The organism is Serratia sp. CY71090, from assembly GCF_052166845.1.
Taxonomy (GTDB): domain Bacteria; phylum Pseudomonadota; class Gammaproteobacteria; order Enterobacterales; family Enterobacteriaceae; genus Serratia; species Serratia nematodiphila.
The window spans coordinates 245,535-270,002 of record NZ_JBJNOA010000003.1 but is presented as its reverse complement, the minus strand read 5'-3'; the positions used below and the strand labels follow the sequence as shown (position 1 = coordinate 270,002).

Below are 24,468 nucleotides of genomic sequence, written 5' to 3'. Positions count from 1 at the left end.
CGCCCGCTGCGTTTGCTCACTCCGCGTGGCGTTTGCGCCACCAGAAGCGCACCAGCAGAATGGCGGCGATCGCCAGCGCGACAAACAGCAGGCTGGAGAGCTTTTTGTCGAAGCCGGTAACGAAGCGTTCGATCGCCTGGCCGCCAAAATAACCGAGCATGACGAAGATCGTCGCCCATAAAATGGCGCCGAGGATATTGAGCGGCACGAAGCGCGACGGCGGCAGGCGGCTGGCGCCGATCAACACCGGGCCGATGATGCGGAAACCGTACATGAAACGCACCCCGATAACGAACAGCATCGGGTGGCGGGCGATCAGCCTTCTGGCGCGCGCGATGCGCTTTTCCTGTCCCTTGAGCCGCGAGATGACGCGGCCTTCAAACCGGCGGCCGGCGAAGTACAGCAGTTGGTCTCCCATCATGCCGCCCAGCGCCACCACTGCGATCACCCACGGCCAGTGCAACAGCCCTTCATGGGCGGCGATGCCGCCCAGCAGCGTGATGGTTTCCCCTTCCGCCAGGCAGCCGATAAACAACGCCCAGTAGCCATAGTCCGTAATGTAGTGGGCCAAATCTGTCATTCCTTACTCCTTATGTGGCTGACGCATAAGGGCAAGTATACGCCCGATTGCTAACCTTGGGCGATCTGGGCCACCAACGCTCTGCGCCGCTGAAGGCTCTCCGCCATCTGCGCCTGTACCCTGGCGTAAATGTGCGGCGGGGCCAATTCCGGCGTGCCGCCCTCGAACGGCGGTGCCGGGGCGTATTCCAGATAGAGCTGGATCATTTGGGCGGTGTCTTCGCCGTGCAGTTCGGCGATCAGCGCCAGCGCGAAATCGATGCCGGCGGTGACGCCGCCGCCGCTGATCACGTTGCCGTCACGCTCTACGCGTGCAGCGCTGGGTATGGCGCCGAACAGCTTCAGGCTGTCGCGCATCGACCAGTGGCAGGCGGCGCGTTTGCCCGGCAGCAGGCCGGCGGCGGCCAGGATCAGCGAACCGGTGCATACCGAAGTCAGATAGCGGGCATCGGCGCCCAGCCGCCGGATTTGCTGCATGAATGCTTTATCCTGCAGCGCTTGGGTGCAGCCGCTGCCGCCCGGCACGCACAGCACATCGCAGCGTGCGATCTCCGGCAGCGGGCGCAGCTGGGTGAAGTGCAAGCCTTCCGACTCGACATCCGCGCCGTCTACTGAAGCGACGATGATTTCCGCGCCCGGCATGCGGCGCAGAAACTGCAGTGGGCCAGTGAAATCGAGCTGGGTGACGCCTTGATAGATGGGAAATACAATCACGAGTGGTTCAGACATGACATTCGCCTCATTTTTATCGTTGGACCTGGGCCATAATAGCCGCCCTGTTTTTGGCTGATATGACAGATAACCCTCAAAAAGCGCCATCATGAAAACGATCGGTTTTGTGGTTTTTCCCGGTTTCAACCTGCTGGACTTTGCCGGCCCGCTGGCGGCGTTCGATAACGTCAACCAGTTCACTGACCCGCCGGCCTACCGCTGCGTGGCGATCTCGCCGCAGGGCGGCATGGTCGCCAGCTCGGCCGGGGTGGAAATCGCCACGCAGCCGTGCGGCGACGAGCGTTTTGATACGTTGGTGGTGGCCGGCGGCAGCGGCAACGTGATGGCGGCGCAGTCACCGGCGCTGGCGGCGTTCCTGGCCAGCCAACGCCGACGAGCGCGGCGCATCGCCAGCGTGTGCACCGGGGCGTTTATTCTGGCGGCCTGCGGGCTGCTGGACGGCAAACGCGCCACCACTCACTGGTATCATGCGGCGCGGCTGCAGCAGAGTTATCCGCGTATCCGCGTCGACAGCAACCGCATTTTCATCCGCGACGGCGATATCTGGACCTCGGCGGGCATCAGCGCCGGCATCGATCTGGCGTTGGCGCTGATCGAGGACGATCTGGGCGCCACCCTGGCGGCGGCCGTGGCGCGGCAGCTGGTGGTCTATCACCGCCGCCCCGGCGGGCAGTCGCAGTATTCGCTGTTGCTGGCGCTGAACCCGTCGTCGGATCGCATGCGCGCCGCGCTGTCGTACGCGCGCGAACATTTGCACCAGCCGCTGTCGGTGGCGGATCTGGCCGACGCCGCCTGCCTGAGCGAGCGTCAGTTCGGCCGGCTGTTCCGCGCTGAAACCGGGCAGACGCCGGCCATGGTGGTCGAGCAATTGCGGGTCGAGGCGGCCAGGGTGCGCATCGAAGAGAGCGCCGAGCCGCTGGAAGCGATCGCCCGTTCGGTGGGGTTCAGCGATCCGGAACGCATGAGGCGGGCGTTTATCCGCGTATTTGGCCTGTCGCCGCAGGCGATCCGCCGGCTCGGCCGCGCGGGATAACTTTTTTGCCACGCCTGGCGGCGGGGCGCACCAGAGGAGCAACGGATGTATCAGGATTTTGAGAGCGAATTGAGCTGGGCGACGCGTCATATGCCGCGCACCCGGGCGGCGGTGGCGGCGTTGCCGGACCTGCACGGGGTGCGGCTGGCGTGCAATATGCACCTGGATCTGAAAATGGCGCCGCTGGTGGCCGGCCTGCTGGACAAGGGCGCAGCGATCTTCCTGACCACCTGCAATCCCACTACGGTGCAGGACGACGTGGTGGCCTGGCTGGAACGGCGGGGCGCGCAGGCCTATGCCTGGCGTGACATGAGCGCCGGCGAATGGTCGGAATCTTTCGATCGCGCGTTGGCCTGGCAGCCGACCCACCTGTGCGAAATGGGAGCGGATTTGACCACCCGTTTGCACCAATCGCCGAACGGCCCGCAGATCGTCGCCGGGCTGGAGGCCACCGGATCGGGCATCAATCGGTTAAACGGCGTGGCGCCGCGCTACCCGATCTTCAACTGGGACGATCTGCCGGTGAAAGAAGGGCTGCACAATCGGCATATGGTTGGGCTGACCGCCTGGCACACCTTCTTCCAGACCACCCATTTGACGCTGCATGAAAAGCGCGTGCTGGTGATTGGCTACGGCCTGGTCGGGCAGGGAACGGCGGCCGCGGCCAGGGCCTACGGCGGCCAGGTGATGGTGGCGGAAATCGATCCGGCGCGTGCGCTGCAGGCGCGTTATGACGGCTGGCAGGTGGTGGATCTGGCGAGCGGGGTCGCGCAGGCGGACGTGATCGCCACCGCGACCGGCGCGAAAAACGTGCTCTCGGCGCAGCATCTGCAGCAGGCGCAGGACGGCGTGTTTATCCTCAACGTCGGCCACGTGGCGGAAGAGATCGACGTCGGCTTCCTCAAAGGCCTGCCGCACCACGAGCCGATGCCTTATGTGAACGCCTACCAACTCAATGAGAAGACGGTCTATTTGCTGGCCAACGGTTCGATGTTCAACCTGACCGCCGGCTACGGCGACAGCCTCAATGCCTTCGACGTCACGCTGGCGGTGATGGCGGCCGGCATCGGCCATATCGTCGGCGCAGGGGCGCGGCAAACGCCGGGGTTGTACCTGTTGCCGCAGTCGGCCTGGCAGCCGGCGCTGTAACTTTTTCTACGCGGGCGTTCATCCCAGAGCGCCCGCGGGCTGTGCCGATTTTCGGCCGACAGAATTTGTCACAAATCCGCCCTATAATCCCAGTGCCAAGCGCTGAACCCTCACATATAATTCGCTGAGTTCAAGCCCCCATTTCAGAGTAATGCCTGTGAAAATACGTGTTTTGGTTCTGACCCTGCTCGCTTTGCAGGCGGGCGCAGGCTTTGCGCCGCGCGCGCTGGCCAGCGACAACGCTGCCGCCCTGCACGCCACCCAGCCTGAGCTGGCCTCCGGCAGCGCGATGGTCGTCGATATGCAAACCCATAAGGTGATGTACGCGCGCAACCCGGATGAAGTGGTGCCGATCGCCTCGATCACCAAGCTGATGACCGCCATGGTCACGTTGGACGCGCACCTGCCGCTCGACGAGATGCTGTCGGTGGACATCCACCAGACGCCGGAGATGAAAGGGGTGTATTCACGGGTGCGGCTGAACAGTGAAATTAGCCGCAAAGATATGCTGCTGCTGGCGCTGATGTCGTCGGAAAACCGCGCGGCCGCCAGCCTGGCGCACCACTATCCGGGGGGCTACAACGCCTTCATCAAAGCGATGAACGCCAAGGCCAGGGCGCTGGGTATGACCAACACCCATTACGTGGAACCGACCGGGCTCTCTATTCATAACGTGTCGACGGCGCGCGATCTGACCAAACTGCTGATCGCCACCAAGCAATACCCGTTGATCGGCCAGCTCAGCACCACGACCGAGCGCATGGCCAGCTTCAAGGATCCGAACTACACGCTGCCGTTCCGCAACACTAACCACCTGGTGTACAACCCGAAGTGGAACATTCAGCTGACCAAGACCGGTTTCACCAACCAGGCGGGGCACTGCCTGGCGATGCGCACCATGATCGGTAACCGCTCGGTGTCGCTGGTGGTGCTGGACGCCTTCGGCAAATACACTCACTTCGCCGATGCCAACCGTCTGCGCAGCTGGATTGAAACCGGCAAGGTGACGCCGATCCCGGCCGCCGCCCGCGACTATCGCCGCCAAAAAGACGCCCGTCTGGCGAAGAACGACAGCGAATAACCCGCCTGGCGGCCTGCTCTTTTGCTGCAGGCCGCTATCGGCCCTCGGCCCGCCTGATGACAAATCCCCGCTCGCGATCGCCGTCGAAACCCGCTTTGAGATAAAGCTGGTGCGCGCCGGTGCGTTGCTGTCCCGACAGCAGCATCACCTTATAACAGCCCTTGCGCCAGGCCAGCTGCAGCGCGTATTCGACCATCGCGAGCGCCACGCCGTGGCCGCGATAGGGCTCCGCCGTCACCACGTGCTCGATGACGCCGAACGGCTGCGCCTGATGCGCCAGCCCCGGGATCAGCGCCAGCATGCAGGTGGCGATCGGCTGTTCCTCGTCCGCCGCCACCACCAGGCGGATCGCCGGATCGTCCAGCAGGCGTTGCAGGGCACGGCGCGCGTCGTCGGCGCGCAGCGGCGCGTCCTGCGGGCGCAGCTCGCGATACAAGGCTAACAGGCCGTTGAGATCGTCCGGCTGCGCCAGGCGATGAATGATGCTCATGATTGCTCCTTTCCGCCGCTTCAACGGTAATCCGCTATCCTCCATTAATACCACAACGATTGTCGGAGGGGATGTTATGAGTCAGGTTTCGACCTTTGTCATGTTCCAGGGAGAGGCGCAGCGGGCGATCGACCTTTACAGCCAGGTGTTCGAGCGTTTTCGGCTCATGCAGGTGCAGCATTACGATCCGACGCCGGACGGCCGGCGGTTGATTAAGCATGCGTCCATCGATTTTGATCGGCAGAACCTGGTGTTTACCGATAGCCCGATCAGCCATGACTTCAGCTTTACCCCGGCGGTGTCGTTGTTCATCAACCTGCCTAACGAAGAGGCGCTTGAACAGGCCTTTCACCGGCTGGCGGAGGGCGGCAAGGTGCTGATGCCGCTCGATGACTACGGCTTCAGCGCCCGTTTCGGTTGGCTGAACGATCGTTTCGGCCTCTCCTGGCAGCTCAATGTGCCGGCGGGCGATCTGCCCTGAACTCAGCGCGCGGCGTGCAAAAGGCATGGTAGCGCCTGCTGTTGTTTCATATGTTCATCGCCATGGCGGCAAGGTTCTCTGCCGTAGGAAATACCGACAACATCATGGAAAGGTGCGCTTTGATTGATTTTGACCGCTATGTTGAGCAAGCGAAGTCTTACGGCGAGTGGCCGGGCGGGCATGTGGACATGTCGCCCGGTTGCGTCGAGGGGTTGAGCTATCGCCTGTATCGGCACGCTGCCGAGAGTGAAGACGCGATCGTGGTTTATCACGGCGGCGGGGTTAACAGCGCCGCCGGGTATGACGTTCTTGCGCGCCAGTTGGCCGCCGTGCCAACGCTCGCGGTGTGCCTGGTGGACATCCGCGGGCACGGCGATTCCGCGGGAGAGCGGGGGACGGTTGAGCGGCCTGAGCGTATTTGGCGCGATGTCGATGTCATCCTGGCGGAAATGCGCCGCCGTTTTCCGTTGGCGCGCAGGCACCTGCTGGGCCATTCCAGCGGCGCCGGGATGTTGCTCAACTACCTGACCCGTTATCCTGGCGAGCAGCAGGCGGACAGCCTGATCATGCTGGCGTCGGAGCTGGGGCCATTTTCCGGGATAGCCCGCGATCTGACGGCGGCGGCCCGTTTTGCTCAGGTGCGCCAATGGCCCTTTGTGGCCAATGCGCTCAGCGGTGGGCGATGGTTCGGGCAATCTCGGGCGGTCAGCCTGAATTTTCCCCCGCCTGTGCTGGCCGCCGCCCCCGATTTTGTCTGCCAATACAGCGTCAATATGGCTAACGCGCTGACGCCGCGTGCCCCGGCGAAGCAGCTGGCGGCGCTGCGATTGCCGACCTTGCTGCTGGCGGCAGCGCAGGATGAGTTGTTCAATGCGCAATCCATGCAGCGCTTCGTCGAACAGCATGGCAGCGTGCATGTGGCATTTGGTTTGCTTGAAGGCAGCACGCATTTATCGTGCGTCTTTGATGCCCATCGCCTTGTCCTTCAACATATCTCGCGTGTGTCCGCTATCGGATCCGATGAGGGGCTGGCGGGCGAGGGGGCTTAACGCCCGCCCGGCATTTTCCGAGATCCTCCCATATCCTTTTATGACGCTTTACCGCTATGCTAAACATAGAATGGCCCGTGAATATGAAAAGGATGAATCATTTTGGCAGGAAGTAGCTTACTTACCCTTATCGACGACATCGCCTCGTTGTTGGACGACGTCTCTTTAATGAGCAAGATGGCGGCAAAAAAAACCGCCGGGGTGCTGGGGGACGATCTGGCGCTCAACGCGCAGCAGGTCACCGGCGTTAAAGCCGACCGCGAGCTGCCGGTGGTGTGGAGCGTCGCTAAAGGCTCGCTGATCAACAAGGCGATCCTGGTGCCGTTGGCGCTCTTGATCAGCGCCTTCGCGCCCTGGGCGATTACGCCGCTGCTGATGGTGGGCGGCGCCTACCTGTGCTACGAAGGGTTCGAAAAGGTGTTCCACAGCCTGAGCCCCGGCAAGGCGGCGCAGGAGGAAAAATCGGACGGGCCCGGCGCCAATGAGGATGCCGCAGCCTATGAGAAGCGCAAGGTGAAAGGGGCGATACGCACCGACTTTGTGCTGTCCGCCGAGATCATCGCCATCACGCTGGGCACGGTCGCCGGCGCCACCATCAGCCAGCAGGTGATCGTCTTGTGCGGCATCGCCGTCGTGATGACGCTCGGCGTGTACGGCATTGTTGCCGGCATCGTCAGGCTGGACGATCTGGGGCTGTATCTGAGCCGCAAAGGCAGCGCGTTGGCGCGCGCCATCGGCAGCGGCATCGTGCGCGCCGCGCCTTATCTGATGAAAACGCTGTCGATCGTCGGCACTGTCGCCATGTTTATGGTCGGCGGCGGTATTCTGACCCACGGTTTGCCGCCGGTGCATCACCTGTTCGAAGATTGGGCCTCGTACACCACCGTGGTGCCGACGTTTGGCCATCTTTTGCAGGGTGTGGTTCCGGCCCTGCTGAACGTGGCGTTCGGGCTGGTGGCCGGCGGCGTGGTGCTGGCGGTGGTATCGGCGCTGGGGGCGGTACGCGCGCGTTTCAAGGCATGATGAAAAGTCTCGCCCCGGAAGGGGCGGGACGTATTAAGCGCATTAAAAGATCAGTTTGAGAACGCCGGTAATCGTCAACAAACCCACGATAAAGATGATGGCGACTATCCACAGAATAATTTTCATTTGATTCTCCCTTACCGGTTAAAGCTGGCGCGCGATTGGCGTTAACTCAATGAAATCACTCTTCACTATAGACGCTAACTCCCTATCGTGCGTCGCCATGCCTTCAAGGATGCTGATTGTCGCCCGCGCCCAGCGCGCGCTGCATGATGTGGGTGTCGCGCCATTCCCCCAGCTTGAATCCCACGGCCTTTAACGTCCCGACGCTGGTAAAGCCGAGCGACTGGTGCAGCGCCAGCGAGCCGCGGTTGGCGGCGGAATCGCCGACGATCGCCAGCATCTGGCGCCAGGGACCTTGCTCGCAGCGGGCGATCAGCGCGCTCAGCAGCGCCTTGCCGACGCCTTTGCCCTGCTGCCCTTCGGCGATATACACCGAGTCTTCCACGGTAAAGCGATAGGCCGGCCGGGGGCGATACGGCGTGGCATAGCAGTAGCCCACAATACGGCCTTCGCTTTTCGCCACCAGCCAGGGCAGCCCGGCTGCTTGCACCTTGGCCAACCGCAGCTGCATTTCCGCCCGCGTCGGCGGTTGTTCTTCAAACGAGGCGGCTCCGTGCAGCACGTGGTGGGTGTAAATACGCTGCACGGCGGCCATATCGTCCGGTGTGGCGTCAAGGAGGCTGAGTACGGGAGCGGAGAGCGTCATGGCGGGTCTGTTCACCTTGAAAATCAGCGGATAAACGCCATTATGCGCGCCGCTCGCCGTCGGGGTAAATCGGGTTTTCTTATGGTGAGATAAGAAAACCCTATGGGGTCGTCAACCGCGCATCAGCCGGGTCACGGCCTGGCGCAGATAGGCCAGAAGCGGCGGAGTCAGCCAGGTGCCCTCGGTCAGCGAGGGTTCCCGTTCCATCGCTTCGCGGATCTTCATTTGCGTCGCCGGGTTGGTGCCTGCATAGGATTGGAACAGCGCCAGCCAACTGGCCGCCAATCGCACCGCCTCCGGCGAATCGGACGGTATGCCGTTGTTCATCGCTTGATGGAATTGAGCGATCAGAGCCGGCCACTCCTGCAGGCGGGTGAAATAGTGTTGACGCACATAGGCGTACTCTTCCGCCGACAGGTATTTTTGATAGACAGCCAGCTTGGTTTCGGCAAAGGCGCGGGTGATGTAGTCCGTCATCGTCGGTGTAATGCCGGTCTGTTCGCGCATCGACGGTTCGTCGGCGTGCATGGCGTTCAGCCGGGTGAGAAAGGCCGGATTGCCGGCGGTGTCGCGCTCCAGCATCAGCATCCAGCGGCGCGCCAGCGCCTGTGCCTGTGGCGCCTGAGGTTCGACGCCTTCCGCCATCAGTTGTCCCACGCTGCTCACCAATGCAGCCCATTCCTGATTGCGGGCGGGATCGGCCTGGTAGAACGGCAGTTGCGCCAGCTCATCGGCGGTAAAGTATTTATCGTACATGGTCATTAACTCCAACGTAGTTAGCCAGTCGTTCAGTTCTGGTTCGTGCCCGGTGGAGAGTTGGGCATGCATGTATTGCAGCCGGCCGCGCAATGCGGCGATCTGTGCCAACTGCTGGTCCAACATGGCGATCTGCTGCTCAATCACCGCCGGAAGCGCCAGCCCTGAACGCGCCAGAATTGCCCCGACTTCCGCCAGCGAAACGCCCATCCGGCGCAGCGCCTGGATGTGGTGCAAGCGGGTGATGTCAGCCCGGTTGTATAAACGATAACCGGCGTCGGAACGCGCAGAAGGGACCAGCAAGCCAATGCTGTCGTAGTGATGCAGTGTGCGAACGGTAATGCCGGAACGGCGCGCCAGTTCGCCGACTTTCAATAACATATGTAGCTCCTCCCTTGTGCGTGCCGGGATACTAAAGCCTGACGCCACGTAAGGGTCAAGAGCGGGAAGAAAAGATGACGTTTTAAAAATCGGTGGGCGCTTGATAGGCAAAAGCCCAGCTGGATGGCTGGGCTTCGCAGGTCCCTGAAAGGGAGGGTATAGCATAAGGGCCTTTATCGGCTACGGCGACAATTTCACCTGATTTGTCTGTTTTGTCAACAACAGCGTACTGGTCAGAACAGCATATTTTTGGCATTGATCGACTTAATGACGGCGCGTTGTATGTCAGCAACAAGCTCGCGCGACAGACACTGGGTAAGAAAGCCTCTCTCTTTACGGGCTCTGTTCAGCCGTTGGCGGCTGACTTGCTGCACCAGATCGCCCTTTGCCCAGCGGGTTTGCGGATGAAAGAATCTCATATCTTCGATGAGTTCACGCGTAATTTCGATGTGCAATCCCCGTTCGATCTTGTTCGAATCTCTGGTGGTCGACAGCGGTACGATAATGCAGGCATTGCCGTTAATTTTGCCGTTTAACACAACAACTAAACGGTTCTTCACCATTTCTGGTGGAATGTGGCCATCATAAAAGCCGGCTTCATGCGGTTGGCAGACTGATAGGGGATAGTTGCCATAGTTGCACTCAAGAATTTCCCCGACCTTGGGGGCAAATTTGATCGGCATCGAGACACTCCTTTGTTGTGAACAATCCGTGTTATGGAGGAATGAGCATGCGGGCGTTTTGCTTTTAGAGAAAGGTGTGGCTAAGGAAACGGGGAATGAAAGTGAAATATTGCGGATTCGTACGCAGAATCCGCCTTGATGGTGGCCGAATTTACCAGCCTTTCACCGCGCCGCCGTTGAAGATTTTTTCGGCGGCTTTGGCCACTTCATCCGACTCATAGGCCTTGATGAAGTTCTGCACGTTCGGCGCGTCCTTGTTGTCTTCGCGGGTGACGATGATGTTGGTGTACGGTGAGTCTTTATCCTCGATGAAGATGCCGTCTTTGGTCGGCGACAGGCCGGTCTGGTTGATGTAGGTGGTGCTGATGACGGCGACGGTGACTTTCGGATCGTCCAGCACGTGCGGCAGCTGCGCGCCTTCCAGCTCCATGATCTGATAACGATGCGGGTTGGCGCTGATGTCCAGGGCGGTAGGCAGCAGCCCCTTACCAGGCTTCAGGCTAATCAGCCCGGTTTTTTCCAGCAGCAGCAGGGCGCGCCCCAGGTTGGTCGGATCGAGCGGGATGGCGATCACCGCGCCGTCCGGCAGCTCTTTCAGCGATTTTATCTTTTTGGAGTAGCCGGCCATCGGGAAGACGAAGGTATTGCCGACCGCCACCAGCTTGTAGCCGTGATCTTTGTTTTGCTGTTCGAGGAATGGGCGGTGTTGGAACACGTTGGCGTCCAGTTCGCCCTTGTCGGTGGCGTCGTTCGGCAGCAGCGAGCCGCTGAAGCCGACCAGCTCGACGTCCAGCCCATATTTCTCTTTCGCCACCTGCCTGGCGACTTCCGCCACGTCCTGTTCCGCGCCGTTGATGACGCCGACTTTGATATGGTTTTGGTCGGTTTTTTGATCGCAGCCCTGTAGCGCCAATACGGCGGCGAAGGCCGCCGCCAGAGGGGTGATACGCCAGCGTAAGGTCATCGAAGTCTCCCTGAAAAGAACAATAAAATCAGTTGGTTTTTGTTCTTACAGCTAAGCCTGAACCGCCGATGAAGTCAAACGCTCGTTCAGCATAAACGGCTATAGCTTATAGCCGTTATGCGGCGGGGAGTTATCGGCTGAGCGAACGCAGCACGACGATGCCCGGCGTAGCCATCACGTAATCCATAAAGGGCGAATCGACCACCCGCATGTTGGCTTTGCGCGATGAGGCGTTGCGCAGCACCGGGCCGTTGTCGGTCATCACGAAGATGCCGGTGTGGGTCACGTCCAGCCCGGCGAGATTGGTGTAAATGCCGATGTAATCGCCGGTGCGCAGTTGGGCCAGCACCTTGTCGTCGACGCTGTCGCTGGGGATATAGGTCACGCTGCGCTGTACGTCGGGCAAGCCGGGCAGGTAGCTGCTGCCGTCCGCCTTCTGGTTGAGGGTTTTCACGAGGCTGACGGCGTGCGGGCTGAGCTGCGCGGTGATGTCTTCGGCCACCTGGTGCGGCCGCTGCGCCCAGTCGGTGAAGAAGTGCTTGCGCTGCGGGAAGGCGATTTTGCCATCGACGTAGCGGATGTCTATCAGCCGCTGTACGAACTCGCCCTCGCTGCGGGCGGTGCTGAGCGCTTCCACATAATCGATGTAGGTGAAGCAATCCAGCCCGCGGAAGTCGATCACCAGCTGCTCGGGCGTGCTCTGCGAGCCGATCAGGCGGTTGGCGAGGTAGGGCGTGCCGAGGAATTCGCGCGAAATCAAATCGACGGTGCGGCCATGCGGCTGCGCGGCGGGCCAACCGGCGCGCAGCGCGAGGATCTCACGCAGCTTGCTGCGGGTGCTGGCGTCCATCTGCGGCTGCAGGTTCGGCGGCGCAACGGTGGCGTCGGTCGGCGGCGTTGCCGGGGTGGGGCGCTCGGCGCATCCGCTCATGGCGATAGCTAACATCAGTAAAACAGCCTTGTTCTTGTTCATACGGCCCTCCATGGGTGTCGCTGGCTTATCAGAGTAAGTGATAACAGTTCTCATCCGATGGTAGGGGTTAAAAAGTAAACATAACCTCAATGAGGCCCGATAAATCAGTAACCGATTTCGTTATTGAACGGCAAATACCAGAACAGCGCGATCTCGTGATCGGCGATCTCCGGTTCGGCGCGGTACAGCAAGCGATCGATGCCGCCGAGAATAAACCCGTAATGCTGATAGCAGCGGCAGGCCGCCAGGTTGTTGTTCTGCGTTTCGAGCATCATACCTGAGGTTTCCTGCTGCCGCGCCCACTGTTTGGCGCAGTCCAGCAGCGCCCCGGCGATGCCCTGGCGGCGCGCGTCAGCGCTGACGGCGATCTCGTCGATCAGGGTGTAGCCGTTCCAGTTTTTGCTCAGCGTGATGTGGCCAACGGCGTCGTCCTGGCGATAAGCCAGGAAGGTCACGCTGTCTTCGTTGGCGAACGGCGCCAGGGGATAGCGTTTGCGAAACGGCGCCACCGGGCGGGTTGGCCAGCTGTCGACCGGGCTGTCGAACTGCGGCAGGGCGTAACAGGCGATGGTAAAGCCGAAATCGCCGCGCGTCAGGTAATCATCGGGCAGCGCCTCAATGGCCACGATGCGGATGGCCGGGATCATTACGGCAGCTCCCGCAGCAGGCGCGCCGGGTTGCCGGCGTAGATCCCCTTGCGGGTGATGTCGCGGGTCACGACCGCCCCGGCGCCGATCACCGCGTCGCTGCAGATCTCCACCGCCAGGATCGTGGCGCCGGAGCCGATGGACACCCGATCGCCGATGCAGGTGCGCCCCCAGCTGGCCGGATCGGCATTGGGCGCGCCGTCTTTGAACAGATCGTTGGCGAAGGTGACGCCGTGGCCGACAAAGCACGCTTCGCCGAGGGTGACGTATTCGCAGATAAAGCTGTGCGACTGAATTTTACTGCGCGCGCCGATGCTGACGTGGCGCTGGATCTCGACGAACGGGCCGACGAAGACATCGTCACCGAGCCGGCAACCGTACAGATTGCAGGGTTCGATCACGGTAACGTTGCGCCCGGCTTCGACGTCGACGATCCCCGCCTGGCGGGTGGTGATAACGGATGACATGACCTTCCTCACAGCCTGGTTTTCATGGTGGGAGTATAAGACAAAGCGCCGCGGCGTTGCGCTTTCCGCACGTTTTTTCGCCGAAAGACTATAATTAGTACAGGGGAGAGAGCCCCGTGGCCGCAATCCTCGCACGGGTAGCAGTCCGTCAGAGGTGTGAAATTCGTTCGCCGATCGCGGCCTACGGCGAGATTGGAGGTGTCTCATGGTCAGTCATGTTTGGGGACTTCTGGCGCATCCCAGCGCCGAGTTCGAACAGATCAAAAGCGAGAATGAAAGCGTCTCGCACCTATACACCCATCACGTGTTGCTCTTGGCAGCCATCCCGGTGGTCTGCGCCTTTATCGGCACCACCCAGTTGGGCTGGCTCTCCGGCGAGGGACATGCCATCAGGCTCGACATGTTTACCGCGCTTTATACCGCCGTGGCGTTCTACCTGCTGATGCTGGCGGGCGTAGCGGCCATGGGGAAAGTCATTCACTGGATGGCGCGGCGTTATGAATCGCGCCCCAGCCTGCACCGCTGCATGGTGTTCGCCGGCTACGTGGCGACCCCGATGTTCCTCAGCGGGGTAGTGGCGCTTTATCCGGTCGTCTGGCTGTGTCTGTTTGTCGGCATTATCGGCCTGTGCTATTCGGGCTATCTGCTGAATCTGGGGATCCCGCACTTCCTGAATATCGACAGTAAGGAAGGGTTCATCTTCTCCAGCTCGACCTTCGCTATCGGCATTCTGTTGCTCGAGCTGCTGCTTGGGGTGACGGTGCTGCTGTGGGGGTACGGTTCCTGGTTATTCTGAGTTAACGGCTGTTGTTGTCGCCCCCGCGCCGGTGGAACGGCGCGGGGGCTTTTGCTTTTATGCGCGGCGGAAAACCAGCATCACGCCGAGCACGATGCCCGCCATCCCCAACAGGCTCAGCGCGGCCAGCGCGTGGCCGAGCAGCAGATAATCCAGCAGGGCGGTCACCGCCGGGATCAGATAGAACAGGCTGGTGACCTGCACCAGGTTGCCGCGCTGGATCAGGCGATACAGCAAGAACGTCGCCAGCACCGAGATCACCACCGCCATCCACAGCAGCGGCAGCACGAACTCAGGCCGCCAGTCGACCCGCAGCGGCTCAAACGGCAGCGCCAGCGTACACATCAATAGCCCGATGGCATACTGCAGCGGCAAGACCGCCAGCGGCGGCTGCGTCATGCCCTTTTGCAGCAGGGTGCCGGCGGTCATGCTCCCCAATGCGATAAAGGCGAACAGCATGCCGCTCGGCGAGAAATGAGCCACCATCAGGCTTTGGTACACCACCAGCGTCAGCCCGGCCATCGCCAGCGCCAGCCCGAATGCGCGCAGCCCGGTGCAGCGCCGTTCGGTGATGAACTGGGTGAGGATCGGCTGTACGCCGAGCAATGTGGCCAGCACGCCGGGCGTAATGCCCTGTTCCAACGCCAGCAGATAGCAGATCTGATAGCTGCCGATCATCAACACGCCGATCAGCGCGACGCGCCGGCGGGTGCCGGGGGCGGGCAGGCACTGGCGCCGCCACAGGCCGATGGCCAACAGCACCGCCAGCGCGATGGCGCAGCGGAAGAACAGAAAAGCGAAGGCGGAGGCGTGCTCCAATCCCCAACGGGAGAAGATCGCGCCGCTGCTCCAGAGCAGGACGAACAGCGTAGCCAGGCCGGCATTGGCCCAGAGAGAAGGTAATCGCATATCAATTTCACCTGTCGTGAAAATTACAGGCTCCGGCGCGCGCGGTGGTCTACGCATGAACGCAACAGATCACTAAGCCGGAGGTAAAAAGTCGGTTTGGCTTAACGCACAACCACAAGGCGTGGCGGGTAAGCGGCAACCGCAGAAACGACAGAAGAAACGGCGGGTGGGGCGGAGGAAGCACACAGCAAAACGACGGCCGGAACGGTCGCGTTTGTCGGATCTGTGCTGTGCGCCAGGTAGGTCATGTGAGTTCCTGAAAACCGTGAATGAAACCAGTCGCCTCAAACATAACCAAGTTCAGCGGGGCGTGCAATCGGAAATCACAGAGATATTAATGATAATGAAAATCATTATCATTAATAAAAAGGTGTGCTATGTTGCTTTAATCACGCCGTTTTGACGCAGGGCGCGGCTTGCCCTCTGCCTTGCTTCACGCAGCGCGTGCGGCAGAAGAGTTTGCGATTCGCTTTTGCAGAAGGCGAGCAATCGTGGTAAAAACACTGATATGTTATAATATAACAATTTATGCATGATGAATTCAGCTCACGACATCCTCCATGTTGATGGAGTTAGCCTGACCGGCCACGGCGGGGAATTGATACTCGACAACATCCATTTCGCGCTCCGCGCCGGTGAGAAGCTGGCGGTGATCGGCCCCAACGGCAGCGGCAAGTCCAGCCTGTTGCGCACCCTGATCGGCGAAACGCGGCCGGACAGCGGCGGCATTTACTGGCGAGGGCGCGCCTTGTCCGCGTGGCCGGCGGCGGAGCGCGCCAGAAGCATCGCCTTTCTGGCGCAAAACGATCTGCCGGATTTGCGGCTGTCGGTTGAGGATTACGTGGCGTTGGGCCGTTTACCGCATGGCGAACGCTCTGCGACGGGAAGGCGCATCGTTGACGAGGCCATCGGGGAAACCGGGCTGGCGCCGCTCAGGCGCCACCCGTTAGGGCGGCTCTCGGGCGGCCAGCGCCAGCGCGCCGCACTGGCCCGGGCGTTGGCGCAGTCTCCCGAGCTGTTGTTGCTGGATGAACCGACCAATCATCTCGATCCGCCCGGGCGCTCGGCGCTGCTGTCGTTAGTGAAAAATAAAGATATCGCCGTGATTGCGGTGCTGCACGATTTGCCCGTGGCGGAGGCGTTTGCCGATCGGATCCTGGTGCTCAACGAAAGCCGCCAGGTAGCCTGTGGTACGCCCGAGGCGGTGTTGCAGACCCCGGTGATTTTGCCGGTGTTCGGCATGAACAGTTTCAAGGTGGCGCACCCCGTCAGCGGGAAAACGCTGCGTATTTTTGACGTTCCCCATTGCGCTTGATAAACCAGAGAGAAATATGAACACACGCGTATTCCCCCTGCTCCTGCTCCTGCTGCTGGCCGGTGGGGCGGCGGCGGCCGAAAAATTTCCCGTCACCGTAGACAGCTGCGGTTCGCCGATCACCTTCAACCAGGCGCCTCAACGCGCCGTCATCAACGACATCAACATGGCCGAGATGGCCTTTGCGCTCCATCTGCAGGATCGCATTGTCGGGCTGACCGGCATCACCGGCTGGTACAAACTGACGCCCGACTTCAAGGCGGCGATGGGCGCCATTCCCGAACTGGCGCCGAAATATCCCGCTTTGGAAACGTTGCTGGCGGCGCAGCCGGATTTCTTCTTCGCCGGCTGGAATTACGGTATGAAGATCGGCGGCGACGTCACGCCGGAGAAGCTCGCCCCGTTCGGCATCAAAACGCTGGTGTTGAGCGAGAGCTGCGTGCAGGCCGGCGGGCGGCCGCAGAAGGCCGATATGAACCTGCTGTATGACGATGAGCTGAAGCTCGGCAAGATTTTCGGCAAGCCGCAAGAGGCCGCCGCGTTGGTTGAAGGCTGGCGGCGCCGGTTGGCCGCGCTGCCAGTCAGACCGGCGGGTCAGACGCCGCTCAAGGTGTTCGTCTATGACTCGGGGGAGGAGAAGCCTTTTACCAGCGGCAATTACGCCATGCCGACGGCGATCATCGAAGCGGCGGGCGGCCGCAACGTGATGGACGATTTGCCGGCGAGCTGGACGACGGCGTCCTGGGAGGCGGTGGCGGCGGCCGAGCCCGACTTCATTATTCTGCTGGATTACCAGACCGGTTCGGGGGCCGATGCGCTGCGGCGCTTCCTCGAGTCTCACCCGTTGATGAAATTGACCCCCGCGGTACGGCACCACCGTTATCTGAAACTGCAGTATGCGGAGCTGACGCCGGGGCCGGCCAACATCGGCGCGGTGGAAAAGCTGGCGCGGGCGCTGTACGCGCCGGAGGCTGAATGAACTCGCCGACCCGGCGATTTATGCTGCTCGCGCCGCTGGCGCTGTCGGTATTGTGTGGGCTAATGATCTGGAGCCTGCAGCTGGGCAGCGTTGCGCTGTCATGGCGGCAGGCGTTGGCGGCGCTAGGGCTCGGTTCGGCGCCCCTCTCCGGCATGCTGGATACCATCGTTGTGCAACTGCGGGTGCCCAGAGCCCTGTTGGCGGCGTTGACCGGCGCCGGGCTGGCGATGACCGGCGCGTTGCTGCAGACCACCACCCGCAATGAGCTGGCCGATCCTTTTCTGTTTGGGCTCTCCTCCGGCGCCTCCGCCGGCGCGGTGCTGGTCATCACGCGCTTCGGCGATGCGCTGGGCGCGCTGACGTTGCCGCTGTCCGCTTTCGCCGGCGGCATTTTGTCCGCGATGGCGGTGATGATCCTGTTTCGCGTCAGCCGGGTCAGGCACGCCGAGCAGCTGATCGTCTGCGGCCTGGCGGTCTCGTTTTTGTTCAGCGCGCTCACCAGCTACCTGGTGTTTTCCGGCGATCAGCGGGCGGCCGGTTCGGTGTTGTTCTGGTCGCTGGGCGGGCTGGGGCTGGCGCGTTGGGATAATCTGTTCATTCCGTTGGCGAGTTTCGCGCTGCTGGCCGGGTTTACGGCGCTGCGTTGGCGGGCGCTGGACGCGCTGCTGGCGGGCGAGCACACCGCCCATTCGATGGGGGTCAACGTCGCGCGTCTGCGCACCGAGACCTTTCTGTGCTGCGCACTGTCCACGGCGTTTCTCGTTTCGCTGACGGGCGTGATCGGTTTTGTCGGGCTGATGGTGCCTTATCTGGCCCGGCGCCTGGTGGGCGTGCGCCACCGCTTGTCCGTGCCGATGTGCGGCCTGCTGGGGGCGATGCTGCTGACCGGCGGCGACATGCTCAGCCGCAGCCTGATCCCCAATCAGGAGCTGCCCATCGGCATCATTACGGCGGGGCTGGGGGGCGCGTTCATCGTCTCCTTGCTGCTGCGCGCGGAACGCTGAATGGGCCATTGAAGGTCAACAGGAAGGTGAGGTGGCCCGCGTCGGCAGGCCAATCGGGCGCTCTTAGCGGGGGTCTTCGGCCCAGCCTTTGCGTTTGCTGGTTTTGCCGATGCCGGGGTTGAAGCTGTTGGTCGGATCGGCGGTGCGGTAGAACGCCTGCAGATCCGGTTTGGCGTGGTACAGGTGGCCGACATTATGCTCCGCCGGGTACTCGGCGCCGCGCCGGTTGAGGATCTCGAGCATCTTTTCTTTCAGTGCATGGCTGTCCACGCCTTTTTTCACCACGTAGTCCTGGTGGAAGACGTGGCACATAAAGTGGCCGTAATACAGCTTATGCACCAACTGACTGTCGATTTCCGGCGGCAGCGTTTCGAACCAGTCGGTGTCGTTGCGGCGCAGGGCGATGTCCAGCGCCAGAATATCCTCCACCTTGTCGGCGTGCACCGCGTGGTAGCGCACCGCGGCGCCGGCGGCGGCGAAGCGGTGCAGGAAGGCCTTTTTGCCTTCGTCAGGCGTGCAGGCGAAGAAGGCGCCTTCGGCCTGGGCGAAATAGTCGGTCAGGTAGCGCTGCGCTTCGTCTACGCCGGGGCCGGCCATCTTCAGCAGCAGGTGGTGTTCGAAACGTTCGCGGTATTCCTTCATGCGCCTCGGCAGGTGGCTCGGCGCCAGATGGCTCAGGCCCTGCATCAGCCGATCGGTCAGGTTGTGCGGCAGCAGCGGCAGCTTGTTGAGGCTGGCGTCCATGCGGCCTTTCAGGGTGAAGAAGCGCGGCATCTGATCGGTGCCGAGCTTGTCGATCATCATGAAGGTGTCTTTGCCGTACACCTCGGCGATGTCGAAGATATCGCGGTGCATGTATTCACCGGCCACCGGCAGGTTTTCGAATTTGCTCAGCATGTGGCGGCGCAGTTCGGTCAGCACCGCGGTGTCGTTGGTGCCGATATAGAACACCTGTTCTTTGCCCTCTTTCTCGAAGGTGTCAAGCCGCACCGCGAACACTGCCAGCTTGCCGGCGCAGCCGGAGGCCTCGTACAGGCGGCGTTTGTCGGCGTTGAAGCGGGAAGGGGTGTCGGCATCGACGTCGCGCACCCGGCTGGCGTATTCGTTATCCGAGGCGCGCAGCTCACCGTATTCGACGTCCTCCGGGCGATAGTCGCCTTTTTCCAGCCGGGTGAGGATCTCTTCCGGCGTGTCGCCAAGCCGGATGCCCAGATGGTTCACCAGGCGCAGCTGGCCGTCTTCCCCCAGCTGGGCGTACAGCGCCATTTCGGTATAGGCCGGGCCGCGTTTCACCAGCGAGCCGCCGGAGTTGTTGCACACGCCGCCGATCACCGAGGCGCCGATGCAGGAAGAGCCGATCACCGAATGCGGTTCACGGCCGTAGGGTTTGAGCAATTTCTCGAGGTGGTGCAGGGTGCTGCCGGGGAAGCCGACCACCTGCTTGCCGTTGTCCAGCACCTGAATATGATCGAGGCGCAGGGTGCTGACGATGACGATATCGCGATCATAGTCGTTGCCGCTGGGGGTTGAGCCCTCGGTCAGGCCGGTGTTGGCGGCCTGCATGATGACGATTTTGTCGGCGGCCACGCAGGCCTGCAGAATGCGCCACAGCTGCAGCAGGCTGGTGGGAAACACCACCGCCAACGCCTGGCCTTCGCCGGAGCGGAAGCCCTTGCGATAACGCTCGGTGTTGCGATCGCCGGTCAACAGCTGCGGGCCGCCGACGATGTCCTTGAGCTGATTGATAAACGTCTGATTGCCTGACTGCATGCTGCCTGTCTCCCTGTCATCCCCGTCGCCTTAACCGCGGCGCCGGAGTGCCGCGCAATAAGCTAAGAGGTTATCAATTAAATAACTTATTAAGCTATCAGCTTAGCGGGCTAATGGCTTGCGGGTTTAGTAGCGCTCGGCGTAGCCGGCCCGGCGCTCTTCGTCGCGCAGCGTCAGGATCTCCACGCCGTCGGCGGTGACCGCCACGGTGTGCTCCCACTGCGCCGACAGTTTTTTGTCGCGCGTCACCACCGTCCAGCCGTCCTTCTTCTGCTTGATGCGGCGGTCGCCCTGATTGATCATCGGCTCGATGGTGAACACCATGCCTTCCTGCAGCGCCATGCCGCTGCCGGGTTGGCCGTAGTGCAGCACCGCCGGCTCTTCGTGCATGTCGCGGCCGATGCCGTGGCCGCAATATTCCCGCACGATGCTGTAGCCGGCCTGTTCGGCGTGCCGCTGGATGGCGTGGCCGATATCCCCCAGAGTGGCGCCCGGTTTGACCGCGCGAATGCCCTGCCACATCGATTCATAGACGTTGTTCACCAACCGTTTGGCCAGCGGCGTCACCTGGCCGATGCAGTACATCTTGCTGGAGTCGGCGATATAGCCGCCGTTTTCCAGCGTGATATCCACGTTGACAATCATGCCGGAACGCAGGATCTTGCTGGCCGACGGCACCCCGTGGCACACCACGTCGTCTACGGAGGTGTTGAGCACATAGGGGAAATCATACTGCCCCTTGCTGGCCGGGCGCGACTTCAGCTCTTCGACGATAAACGCCTCGGCGCGGTCGTTGATCTCCATGGTGGAGATGCCTTCGACGATGACTTCATCGAGCATAGCAAACACTTTGGCCAGCAGAGCGCCGGAATGGCGCATTTTGGCAATCTCTTCCGGCGTTTTAATCACAATTTGTTTCACCCGACAATCTCCTTCAGCGTCAGCGCATTATCTTTCATCATTTTTTTTACCAGTTGCGGGTAAGTCAGTTCCGGATGGAACTCCGCCAGCATGCCGATCCTGATCCAGTACTCGGCCTGCGCGTTGATCGAACGCGTCATGGTCAGGCTGGCGAGGCGCAGATCGTCATGCAGCGCGTCCGAAATTTTTACGATGCCCATCGGCGTCTCCATAAATGAACAATATACGAAGTGTATACGTTTTGGATGGTTGCGATGTGGCATTCCGTGGCGTAAGAAGATTCTGGCAACAACGATTGCCGCCGCCAGGCAATGCGTTTATTGTGATGAACGACTTTTTTGCCATGATTTTTCAGAAGGATTTAAGGCGTGACTAAACTACGTGTTGGAGTGATTTTTGGCGGTAAATCGGCGGAGCATGAGGTGTCGCTGCAGTCAGCCAAAAACATTGTGGATGCAATCGACAAAGAGAAGTTTGACGTCACGCTGCTGGGGATCGACAAACAGGGGCAGTGGCACATCAACGACGCCTCCAATTACCTGCTCAACGCCGAGAATCCGGCGCTGATCGCGCTGAACCGCTCGAACAAGAACGTGGCGCTGATCCCGGGCCAGGAAAAACAGCAGCTGATCGAAGCGGGCAGCGCCGGCGCGCTGGGCCAGCTCGACGTCATTTTCCCGATCGTGCACGGCACGCTGGGGGAGGACGGCTCGCTGCAGGGGCTGCTGCGCATGGCCAATATGCCGTTCGTCGGCGCCGGCGTGCTCGGCTCGGCGGTCAGCATGGATAAAGACGTGACCAAGCGCCTGCTGCGCGACGCCGGGCTGGCGGTGGCGCCGTTCGTCACCCTGACGCGCGCTAACCGCGCCGGGTTCACGTTTGAGCAACTGAGCGAGCGCCTCGGCCTGCCGCTGTTCGTCAAGCCGGCCAACCAGGGCTCGTCGGTCGGGGTCAGCAAGGTGGAAAACCGCGCCGAGTTCGACGCGGCGGTGGCGCTGGCCTTCAGTTTCGATCACAAGGTGCTGGTGGAGTCGGCGATCGTCGGCCGCGAGATCGAGTGCGCGGTGCTGGGCAACGACGATCCGCAGGCCAGCGTGTGCGGCGAGATCGTGCTGAGTGACGCCTTCTACTCCTACGACACCAAATACATCAATGAGCAGGGCGCTCAGGTGGTGGTGCCGGCGGCGATCGCGCCGGAAGTAAGCGACCACATCCGCGAGGTGGCGCTGAAGGCGTTCCGCGCGCTGGAGTGCTTCGGGCTGGCGCGGGTGGATGTGTTCCTGACGCCGGACAACCAGGTGGTAATCAACGAGATCAACACGCTGCCGGGCTTCACCAACATCAGCATGTATCCCAAGCTGTGGGCCGCCAGCGGCGTCAGCTACCAGGCGCTGATCACGCGCCTGATAGAATTGGCGCTGGAGCGCCACCAGCAGGATCGCGCGCTGAACAGCTCGGTGTTCGATCGCTAAACGCGGCAGGGGGCGGCGGTGCCGCCCCCGTCCATCACTTCACCGTCACGTCGATATCGCCGAAATACTTCTTCGACAGCGCCGCCACCGTGCCTTGCTGTTTCACTTTGGCGATGGCGGCATCCAGTTTCTTCTTCAGCGCCTCATCCCCTTTGCGCAGGCCGAAGGCAATGCCTTCACCGAGGATTTTGTCGTCGCGCACCGCCTCGCCGACGAAGGCGAAGCCCTTGCCGTCCGGCTGCGACAGGAAGCCGCTTTGCCCCGACGGCGCCATCACCAGCGTGGCGTCGAGCCGACCGGCCGCCAGATCGAGATAAACCTGATTCTGATCCTGGTAAGACACCACATCCACGCCCGCCGGCGCCCAATGGGTTTTGGCGTAGATCTCCTGAATTGAGCCTTGCAGCACGCCCACGTGTTTGCCCGCCAGCGCTTTGGCGTCCGGCAGCAGGCCGCTGTCGGCCTTGGCGATCAGGCGGTTCGGCACCTGATAGATGGCGTCGGTAAAGGCGATCGCCTGGCGCCGCTGTTCGGTCACGTTCATCGCCGAGTTGATGGCGTCGAACTTGCGCGCCTGCAGCGCCGGGATCAGGCTGTCGAACGAGGTTTCCACCCAGCTGCATTGCAACTGCGCGGCGGCGCACACCGCATCGCCCAGTTCAATGTCGAACCCTTCCAGTTTGCCGCTGGCGGATTTGGATTCGAACGGCGGATACAGCGCTTCCAGACCGAAGCGCAGGCTGTTTTCCGCCGCCAGAGAAGAGCCGGCGGCCAGCAGGCATCCGGCGGCGAACAGCGTTTTCAAAGCTTTCATAGGCAGTGCCCCTTTCCCATGGTCGGACAAAAAATTACACCTGGCTCAGGCGGCGCGCGCCTTCCAGCAGGGTCTCGTTATCTTTGGAAAAACTCAGCCGAATAAGGCCGGTATCGGTGCCGTCGCTGTAGAACGCCGACAGCGGGATCGTCGCCACCTTCGCTTCGCGGATCAAGCGCACGGCGAAATCATTGTCGCTTTCGTGACTGAAGCCGCTAAAGCGGGCCAGCATGAAGAAGCTGCCGCGGCTGGGCAGCAGCTCAAAGCGCGAATCCTGCAGGGCGCTGGCCAGCAGATCGCGCTTTTGTTGGTAAAACGCCGCCAGCCCCAGGTAACTCTGCGGGTTGGCGAGCGCGGCGGCGAAGGCGTGCTGCATCGGCGTATCGGCGGAGAACACCATGAACTGGTGCACCTTGCGGATCTCGTCCATCAACGCCGCCGGCGCCAGGCAATAGCCGACGCGCCAGCCGGTGACGTGGTAGGTTTTGCCGAACGACGACACGATCACGCTGCGTTCCGCCAGCTGCGGATAGCGCGCCATGCTGTGGTGAATTTCACCGTCGAACACCACGTGCTCGTAGACCTCGTCGGACAGGATCACGATGTCGGTGTCGCGGGTCAGGGCGGTCAGGCGGTCGATATCCTGCGCGTCAAACACCGCACCGGTCGGGTTGTGCGGCGTGTTGACGATGATCATGCGCGTTTTGCCGTTGATGGCGGCGGCCACTTCGTCCCAGTCGACGCGAAAATCCTGCAACGACAGTTTGATCGCCACCGGCGTGGCGCCCTGCAGGCGCACGATCGGCGCATAGCTGTCGAACGCCGGTTCGAAATAGATCACCTCGTCGCCGGGGTGTACCAGCGCGCTGATCGCCGAGTACAGCCCTTCGCTGGCGCTGGCGATCACCGTGATTTCTTCGTCGGCGTCATAGCGCGCGCCATACAATCGTTCAGCTTTTTCCGCCAGGGCAGCACGTAATGCCGCCACGCCGCTCATCGGCGCGTATTGGTTATGACCTGCGCGCATGGCTTGCGCCGTTGCCTCGATCAGCTGCGGGTCACCGGCGAAGTTGGGCGCGCCCTGCGACAGGTTGAGGGCCTGATGTTCGGCGCTGAGTTGGCCAATGACGGTGAAGATAGTGGTGCCGACGTCCGGCAGCTTCGAGCGGGATGAGCAGGCGCTCTGCATGATGGGCTCCAGGCAAACAGGGAAGTGTTGAGCGATTAAGCA

General features: G+C 61.7%; 28 protein-coding genes. 11 read left to right on the top strand and 17 right to left on the bottom strand.

The features are described 5' to 3' along the window. Positions 1-16: 16 nt before the first annotated feature. Together ACJ8OK_RS07640 and ACJ8OK_RS07635 are read right to left on the bottom strand one after the other, a co-directional pair. On the bottom strand, positions 17-580 hold the full coding sequence (locus tag ACJ8OK_RS07640) for a DedA family protein (RefSeq protein ID WP_033633849.1): 564 nt from the start codon (positions 578-580) through the stop codon (positions 17-19). Between the two features lie 50 nt (positions 581-630). Then, the gene (locus ACJ8OK_RS07635; RefSeq protein WP_015377042.1) at positions 631-1,308 is read right to left on the bottom strand and encodes a DJ-1/PfpI family protein; all 678 of its coding nucleotides are present in this window, start codon (positions 1,306-1,308) and stop codon (positions 631-633) included. Positions 1,309-1,399: 91 nt separating this feature from the next. On the opposite strand from ACJ8OK_RS07635, the gene ACJ8OK_RS07630 reads away from it, so the two are divergent. The 3 genes from ACJ8OK_RS07630 to pbpG all read left to right on the top strand — a co-directional run bounded on the left by ACJ8OK_RS07630 (position 1,400) and on the right by pbpG (position 4,574). After that, positions 1,400-2,344, top strand: coding sequence for a GlxA family transcriptional regulator (locus ACJ8OK_RS07630; RefSeq protein WP_442530493.1), 945 nt, complete (start codon positions 1,400-1,402; stop codon positions 2,342-2,344). 45 nt (positions 2,345-2,389) lie between these two features. Then, positions 2,390-3,493 (top strand): adenosylhomocysteinase, encoded by a 1,104-nt coding sequence (locus ACJ8OK_RS07625; protein WP_033633846.1) that lies wholly within the window; start codon positions 2,390-2,392, stop codon positions 3,491-3,493. A 151-nt stretch (positions 3,494-3,644) separates the two neighbouring features. After that, positions 3,645-4,574, top strand: coding sequence for a D-alanyl-D-alanine endopeptidase (gene pbpG / locus ACJ8OK_RS07620; protein ID WP_015377045.1), 930 nt, complete (start codon positions 3,645-3,647; stop codon positions 4,572-4,574). Between the two features lie 34 nt (positions 4,575-4,608). Here pbpG and ACJ8OK_RS07615 read toward each other — a convergent pair whose 3' ends face one another. Next, the gene (locus ACJ8OK_RS07615) at positions 4,609-5,064 is read right to left on the bottom strand and encodes a GNAT family N-acetyltransferase (RefSeq protein WP_442530492.1); all 456 of its coding nucleotides are present in this window, start codon (positions 5,062-5,064) and stop codon (positions 4,609-4,611) included. A gap of 76 nt (positions 5,065-5,140) precedes the next feature. Between ACJ8OK_RS07615 and ACJ8OK_RS07610 the strand changes: the two genes are divergently transcribed. From ACJ8OK_RS07610 to ACJ8OK_RS07600, 3 genes are all read left to right on the top strand, one after another. Beyond that, positions 5,141-5,545, top strand: a complete 405-nt coding sequence (locus tag ACJ8OK_RS07610) for a VOC family protein (protein WP_033633845.1) — start codon at positions 5,141-5,143, stop codon at positions 5,543-5,545. 50 nt (positions 5,546-5,595) lie between these two features. Beyond that, positions 5,596-6,594, top strand: a complete 999-nt coding sequence (locus tag ACJ8OK_RS07605; protein WP_442530491.1) for an alpha/beta fold hydrolase — start codon at positions 5,596-5,598, stop codon at positions 6,592-6,594. Between the two features lie 102 nt (positions 6,595-6,696). Further along, on the top strand, positions 6,697-7,617 hold the full coding sequence (locus tag ACJ8OK_RS07600; RefSeq protein ID WP_442530490.1) for a DUF808 domain-containing protein: 921 nt from the start codon (positions 6,697-6,699) through the stop codon (positions 7,615-7,617). A 42-nt stretch (positions 7,618-7,659) separates the two neighbouring features. On the opposite strand, the gene ACJ8OK_RS07595 is transcribed toward ACJ8OK_RS07600, so the two are convergent. From ACJ8OK_RS07595 to ACJ8OK_RS07560, 8 genes are all read right to left on the bottom strand, one after another. Further along, on the bottom strand, positions 7,660-7,743 hold the full coding sequence (locus ACJ8OK_RS07595; protein ID WP_016928643.1) for a membrane protein: 84 nt from the start codon (positions 7,741-7,743) through the stop codon (positions 7,660-7,662). Between the two features lie 103 nt (positions 7,744-7,846). Continuing rightward, on the bottom strand, positions 7,847-8,386 hold the full coding sequence (locus tag ACJ8OK_RS07590; protein WP_015377049.1) for a GNAT family N-acetyltransferase: 540 nt from the start codon (positions 8,384-8,386) through the stop codon (positions 7,847-7,849). Between the two features lie 111 nt (positions 8,387-8,497). Further along, entirely contained in the window at positions 8,498-9,523 is a 1,026-nt protein-coding gene (locus ACJ8OK_RS07585) for a MerR family transcriptional regulator (protein WP_442530489.1), read from the bottom strand. Positions 9,524-9,756: 233 nt separating this feature from the next. Then, positions 9,757-10,206 carry a type II toxin-antitoxin system PemK/MazF family toxin gene (locus ACJ8OK_RS07580; protein ID WP_004939660.1) on the bottom strand — a complete coding sequence of 150 codons (450 nt, stop codon included), beginning with the start codon at positions 10,204-10,206 and terminating at the stop codon, positions 9,757-9,759. Positions 10,207-10,357: 151 nt separating this feature from the next. Further along, on the bottom strand, positions 10,358-11,170 hold the full coding sequence (locus ACJ8OK_RS07575; protein WP_015377051.1) for a MetQ/NlpA family lipoprotein: 813 nt from the start codon (positions 11,168-11,170) through the stop codon (positions 10,358-10,360). 130 nt (positions 11,171-11,300) lie between these two features. Then, complete coding sequence (locus ACJ8OK_RS07570; RefSeq protein ID WP_437211236.1) at positions 11,301-12,143, bottom strand: DUF1460 domain-containing protein; 843 nt, start codon at positions 12,141-12,143, stop codon at positions 11,301-11,303. Between the two features lie 104 nt (positions 12,144-12,247). Beyond that, entirely contained in the window at positions 12,248-12,790 is a 543-nt protein-coding gene (locus ACJ8OK_RS07565; RefSeq protein WP_033633837.1) for a GNAT family N-acetyltransferase, read from the bottom strand. Beyond that, complete coding sequence (locus tag ACJ8OK_RS07560) at positions 12,790-13,257, bottom strand: acyltransferase (RefSeq protein WP_004939644.1); 468 nt, start codon at positions 13,255-13,257, stop codon at positions 12,790-12,792. Before ACJ8OK_RS07560 ends, ACJ8OK_RS07565 begins: the two co-directional genes overlap by 1 nt. A gap of 205 nt (positions 13,258-13,462) precedes the next feature. Here ACJ8OK_RS07560 and ACJ8OK_RS07555 point away from each other — a divergent pair, with 205 nt between their 5' ends. After that, positions 13,463-14,053 carry a Yip1 family protein gene (locus ACJ8OK_RS07555; RefSeq protein WP_033633836.1) on the top strand — a complete coding sequence of 197 codons (591 nt, stop codon included), beginning with the start codon at positions 13,463-13,465 and terminating at the stop codon, positions 14,051-14,053. 57 nt (positions 14,054-14,110) lie between these two features. Here ACJ8OK_RS07555 and ACJ8OK_RS07550 read toward each other — a convergent pair whose 3' ends face one another. Continuing rightward, positions 14,111-14,962, bottom strand: a complete 852-nt coding sequence (locus ACJ8OK_RS07550) for a DMT family transporter (RefSeq protein ID WP_015377055.1) — start codon at positions 14,960-14,962, stop codon at positions 14,111-14,113. A gap of 598 nt (positions 14,963-15,560) precedes the next feature. On the opposite strand from ACJ8OK_RS07550, the gene ACJ8OK_RS07545 reads away from it, so the two are divergent. The 3 genes from ACJ8OK_RS07545 to ACJ8OK_RS07535 are packed head-to-tail and all read left to right on the top strand — an operon-like array spanning position 15,561 to position 18,260. Further along, positions 15,561-16,277 (top strand): ABC transporter ATP-binding protein, encoded by a 717-nt coding sequence (locus ACJ8OK_RS07545; RefSeq protein WP_060558876.1) that lies wholly within the window; start codon positions 15,561-15,563, stop codon positions 16,275-16,277. A 16-nt stretch (positions 16,278-16,293) separates the two neighbouring features. Beyond that, positions 16,294-17,256 carry an ABC transporter substrate-binding protein gene (locus ACJ8OK_RS07540; protein WP_033633831.1) on the top strand — a complete coding sequence of 321 codons (963 nt, stop codon included), beginning with the start codon at positions 16,294-16,296 and terminating at the stop codon, positions 17,254-17,256. Then, positions 17,253-18,260: a FecCD family ABC transporter permease gene (locus ACJ8OK_RS07535; RefSeq protein WP_156865311.1), complete on the top strand. Its 1,008-nt coding sequence runs from the start codon at positions 17,253-17,255 to the stop codon at positions 18,258-18,260. The genes ACJ8OK_RS07540 and ACJ8OK_RS07535 overlap by 4 nt, the downstream gene beginning before the upstream one ends. 63 nt (positions 18,261-18,323) lie before the next feature. Here the strand turns inward: ACJ8OK_RS07535 and dld are convergent, their stop codons facing one another. From dld to ACJ8OK_RS07520, 3 genes are all read right to left on the bottom strand, one after another. Next, the gene (gene dld / locus ACJ8OK_RS07530; RefSeq protein ID WP_033633829.1) at positions 18,324-20,030 is read right to left on the bottom strand and encodes a D-lactate dehydrogenase; all 1,707 of its coding nucleotides are present in this window, start codon (positions 20,028-20,030) and stop codon (positions 18,324-18,326) included. 126 nt (positions 20,031-20,156) lie between these two features. Further along, positions 20,157-20,951, bottom strand: a complete 795-nt coding sequence (map, locus tag ACJ8OK_RS07525; protein WP_033642282.1) for a type I methionyl aminopeptidase — start codon at positions 20,949-20,951, stop codon at positions 20,157-20,159. Beyond that, on the bottom strand, positions 20,948-21,151 hold the full coding sequence (locus ACJ8OK_RS07520; protein WP_004939618.1) for a ParD-like family protein: 204 nt from the start codon (positions 21,149-21,151) through the stop codon (positions 20,948-20,950). The genes map and ACJ8OK_RS07520 overlap by 4 nt, the downstream gene beginning before the upstream one ends. A 168-nt stretch (positions 21,152-21,319) precedes the next feature. Between ACJ8OK_RS07520 and ddlA the strand changes: the two genes are divergently transcribed. After that, positions 21,320-22,423, top strand: coding sequence for a D-alanine--D-alanine ligase (gene ddlA / locus ACJ8OK_RS07515; protein ID WP_015377061.1), 1,104 nt, complete (start codon positions 21,320-21,322; stop codon positions 22,421-22,423). Positions 22,424-22,457: 34 nt separating this feature from the next. Here ddlA and ACJ8OK_RS07510 read toward each other — a convergent pair whose 3' ends face one another. Together ACJ8OK_RS07510 and ACJ8OK_RS07505 are read right to left on the bottom strand one after the other, a co-directional pair. Next, positions 22,458-23,237 (bottom strand): ABC transporter substrate-binding protein, encoded by a 780-nt coding sequence (locus ACJ8OK_RS07510; RefSeq protein ID WP_015377062.1) that lies wholly within the window; start codon positions 23,235-23,237, stop codon positions 22,458-22,460. 34 nt (positions 23,238-23,271) lie between these two features. Continuing rightward, a complete protein-coding gene (locus tag ACJ8OK_RS07505; RefSeq protein WP_033633825.1) occupies positions 23,272-24,426 on the bottom strand; it encodes a pyridoxal phosphate-dependent aminotransferase in 1,155 nt (384 codons plus the stop codon). Between the last annotated feature and the right edge of the window lie 42 nt (positions 24,427-24,468).

What these genes read in the sequence shown, in the direction of transcription:
- ACJ8OK_RS07640 (WP_033633849.1), bottom strand. Translation starts at nt 580, where the DNA reads ATGACAGATTTGGCCCACTACATTACGGACTATGGCTACTGGGCGTTG.
- ACJ8OK_RS07635 (WP_015377042.1), bottom strand. Translation starts at nt 1,308, where the DNA reads ATGTCTGAACCACTCGTGATTGTATTTCCCATCTATCAAGGCGTCACC.
- ACJ8OK_RS07630 (WP_442530493.1), top strand. Translation starts at nt 1,400, where the DNA reads ATGAAAACGATCGGTTTTGTGGTTTTTCCCGGTTTCAACCTGCTGGAC.
- ACJ8OK_RS07625 (WP_033633846.1), top strand. Translation starts at nt 2,390, where the DNA reads ATGTATCAGGATTTTGAGAGCGAATTGAGCTGGGCGACGCGTCATATG.
- pbpG (WP_015377045.1), top strand. Translation starts at nt 3,645, where the DNA reads ATGCCTGTGAAAATACGTGTTTTGGTTCTGACCCTGCTCGCTTTGCAG.
- ACJ8OK_RS07615 (WP_442530492.1), bottom strand. Translation starts at nt 5,064, where the DNA reads ATGAGCATCATTCATCGCCTGGCGCAGCCGGACGATCTCAACGGCCTG.
- ACJ8OK_RS07610 (WP_033633845.1), top strand. Translation starts at nt 5,141, where the DNA reads ATGAGTCAGGTTTCGACCTTTGTCATGTTCCAGGGAGAGGCGCAGCGG.
- ACJ8OK_RS07605 (WP_442530491.1), top strand. Translation starts at nt 5,596, where the DNA reads ATGTTCATCGCCATGGCGGCAAGGTTCTCTGCCGTAGGAAATACCGAC.
- ACJ8OK_RS07595 (WP_016928643.1), bottom strand. Translation starts at nt 7,743, where the DNA reads ATGAAAATTATTCTGTGGATAGTCGCCATCATCTTTATCGTGGGTTTG.
- ACJ8OK_RS07590 (WP_015377049.1), bottom strand. Translation starts at nt 8,386, where the DNA reads ATGACGCTCTCCGCTCCCGTACTCAGCCTCCTTGACGCCACACCGGAC.
- ACJ8OK_RS07585 (WP_442530489.1), bottom strand. Translation starts at nt 9,523, where the DNA reads ATGTTATTGAAAGTCGGCGAACTGGCGCGCCGTTCCGGCATTACCGTT.
- ACJ8OK_RS07580 (WP_004939660.1), bottom strand. Translation starts at nt 10,206, where the DNA reads ATGCCGATCAAATTTGCCCCCAAGGTCGGGGAAATTCTTGAGTGCAAC.
- ACJ8OK_RS07575 (WP_015377051.1), bottom strand. Translation starts at nt 11,170, where the DNA reads ATGACCTTACGCTGGCGTATCACCCCTCTGGCGGCGGCCTTCGCCGCC.
- ACJ8OK_RS07570 (WP_437211236.1), bottom strand. Translation starts at nt 12,143, where the DNA reads ATGAACAAGAACAAGGCTGTTTTACTGATGTTAGCTATCGCCATGAGC.
- ACJ8OK_RS07565 (WP_033633837.1), bottom strand. Translation starts at nt 12,790, where the DNA reads ATGATCCCGGCCATCCGCATCGTGGCCATTGAGGCGCTGCCCGATGAT.
- ACJ8OK_RS07560 (WP_004939644.1), bottom strand. Translation starts at nt 13,257, where the DNA reads ATGTCATCCGTTATCACCACCCGCCAGGCGGGGATCGTCGACGTCGAA.
- ACJ8OK_RS07555 (WP_033633836.1), top strand. Translation starts at nt 13,463, where the DNA reads ATGGTCAGTCATGTTTGGGGACTTCTGGCGCATCCCAGCGCCGAGTTC.
- ACJ8OK_RS07550 (WP_015377055.1), bottom strand. Translation starts at nt 14,962, where the DNA reads ATGCGATTACCTTCTCTCTGGGCCAATGCCGGCCTGGCTACGCTGTTC.
- ACJ8OK_RS07540 (WP_033633831.1), top strand. Translation starts at nt 16,294, where the DNA reads ATGAACACACGCGTATTCCCCCTGCTCCTGCTCCTGCTGCTGGCCGGT.
- ACJ8OK_RS07535 (WP_156865311.1), top strand. Translation starts at nt 17,253, where the DNA reads ATGAACTCGCCGACCCGGCGATTTATGCTGCTCGCGCCGCTGGCGCTG.
- dld (WP_033633829.1), bottom strand. Translation starts at nt 20,030, where the DNA reads ATGCAGTCAGGCAATCAGACGTTTATCAATCAGCTCAAGGACATCGTC.
- ACJ8OK_RS07520 (WP_004939618.1), bottom strand. Translation starts at nt 21,151, where the DNA reads ATGGGCATCGTAAAAATTTCGGACGCGCTGCATGACGATCTGCGCCTC.
- ACJ8OK_RS07510 (WP_015377062.1), bottom strand. Translation starts at nt 23,237, where the DNA reads ATGAAAGCTTTGAAAACGCTGTTCGCCGCCGGATGCCTGCTGGCCGCC.
- ACJ8OK_RS07505 (WP_033633825.1), bottom strand. Translation starts at nt 24,426, where the DNA reads ATGCAGAGCGCCTGCTCATCCCGCTCGAAGCTGCCGGACGTCGGCACC.